Origin of the sequence: Fulvivirga aurantia (genome assembly GCF_009711475.1) — a bacterium.
GTDB classification, from domain to species: Bacteria; Bacteroidota; Bacteroidia; order Cytophagales; family Cyclobacteriaceae; genus Fulvivirga; species Fulvivirga aurantia.
On sequence record NZ_SMMD01000333.1, the window covers coordinates 1 to 1,807 of the forward strand.

Consider the following 1,807-nt stretch of genomic DNA (forward strand, 5'->3'; position numbering starts at 1 on the left):
GTAAGTAACAATAAATCAGACAAAATACTTCCGGCAACTGAAAAAATAAAATCATCGCACTGCTTCTATGGCCATAATCACATTTTTGTCAGACTTCGGAGAAAGTGATCATTATGTAGCTGCGGTAAAAGCGAAGATACTTGCGCAGGCTCCTGAAGCTACTATTATTGATATTTCTCATCAAATAAACTCTTGCGATATTGCCCACGCAGCCTATGTGCTCAAAGCGGTATATCGTGATTTCCCAAAGGGCAGCATACATATTGTAGCTGTAAACTCCGTGGGCCAACCTGGTGATGAGTTTATAGCAGTGCAGCTTGACGGTCATTTTTTTATCGGTACAGATAATGGGCTTTTAGGTCTGGTAAGTGACTCACAAGCAGAAAATCAGGTAGCCATAGGCAATGGTCAAAATACCAGTTTTCCGGCCAAACAAATATTTGCCGAAGCCGCTGGCAAACTAGCCACAGGCACTCCAATTAATGATTTAGGTAAATCTATTCCTCATTTTAAGAAAAGTCTGGGCAGACATTTAAAGGCCAATAAGAGCCTTATATCAGGTCATGTGATAAGGGTAGACCATTATGGCAACCTCATTACCAACATCGACAAGACCACTTTTGACATTCTCAGCAAGCAGAAAACTTATAACATTACGTTTGGTAGAGAAAATGGCAGACGTATTAGTGACAATATTAACACCGTAGATGCCGGGGATATTTTCATTATTTTCAATGATCAAGGGTATTTGGAAATAGGCATCAACCAGGGTAATGCTTGTGAGCTGTTAGGCTTAGGCTATGACAGTCCGGTGATGATCAAGTTTGACGAATAAGACATTAGAAAAGCAATAATTATGTTAGTGAGAATTGTAAGAATGACCTTTAAAGCAGATAAAGTCGATGATTTTTTAAAGGTATTCGAGGAGAGCAAGCATAAAATCAGGGCTTTTGACGGATGCCGTCACCTTGAATTACATCGTGACTATCATAAAAAAAATGTCTTTTCTACCTATAGTCATTGGATAGATGATGCAGCCCTCGATGGCTACCGCCACTCCGACTTATTTAAGGGGGTTTGGGCTCAAACAAAAGCACTATTTGATGAAAAGCCTATTGCATTTTCAAATCAAAAAATTGACGAAGTTACAGGCAGCAATGTTTAAACTTTTCACCTGAACCACACGGACAAGGATCATTTCTTCCCACCCGTTTTTTCTTTTTAAACTTATTGCGCAGTCTTTTTACCATATCGATATGGTAAACCTTCTTTAGAGATTTATAAAGCTCCGGGTGTTTAGATTTGAATAGGTCTGGTCGCTCGAAAAAATACTCACTGGTTACCGCAAGAAATTCCTCTTCGCCAGTGGCGGCATACTCATCAATATCACTTTTACCCTGTTTAATCTTTTGCATGTTTTTATGCATTAGCTTAAGCCATGGTTTGGCATTTTCCTGGTTATTAAGCGCCATTGGCACTCCATCTATTTCACCATCTTGTTTATCCAGAATATGCACAAACTCATGGATGCCCACATTTCGCTTGTCGGAAACATTCTTAAACCCATGATGTAGACTTTGTCTATTCAAAATCATTACACCGTCTAGATTTCTACCTGAGCCTACCATACCCGTAATAACTTCTTCAGGATCCTCTGTAGAAAAGTTTCGATCAAAATGAGCCGGGTATAGCAATACCTCGTGCAGATGTGTATATGACCATTTCGGAAAGTTAAAAAGCGGAATCACCGCACTACAAGCGGTAAGGAGTCGATCGAGATCTGTTACTTCCAGTCGTATGCCTGTAA

General features: G+C 39.8%; 3 protein-coding genes. 2 read left to right on the forward strand and 1 reads right to left on the reverse strand.

Annotation, left to right across the window (positions count from 1 at the left end; genetic code table 11):
• The first annotated feature begins 67 nt into the window (after positions 1 to 67).
• Positions 68 to 835, forward strand: coding sequence for an SAM hydrolase/SAM-dependent halogenase family protein (locus E1176_RS01555; RefSeq protein ID WP_155208821.1), 768 nt, complete (start codon positions 68 to 70; stop codon positions 833 to 835).
• Positions 836 to 856: 21 nt separating this feature from the next.
• A complete protein-coding gene (locus tag E1176_RS01560; RefSeq protein ID WP_155208822.1) occupies positions 857 to 1,165 on the forward strand; it encodes a putative quinol monooxygenase in 309 nt (102 codons plus the stop codon).
• Here E1176_RS01560 and E1176_RS01565 read toward each other — a convergent pair.
• Positions 1,146 to 1,807, reverse strand: a 662-nt coding sequence (locus E1176_RS01565) for a zinc-dependent peptidase (RefSeq protein WP_155208823.1), incomplete at its 5' end; no start/stop codon positions are given. The genes E1176_RS01560 and E1176_RS01565 overlap by 20 nt on opposite strands.

Bases quoted from the DNA above. Each gene is read 5' to 3' on its own strand.
- E1176_RS01555 (WP_155208821.1), top strand. From the start codon at position 68: ATGGCCATAATCACATTTTTGTCAGACTTCGGAGAAAGTGATCATTAT.
- E1176_RS01560 (WP_155208822.1), top strand. From the start codon at position 857: ATGTTAGTGAGAATTGTAAGAATGACCTTTAAAGCAGATAAAGTCGAT.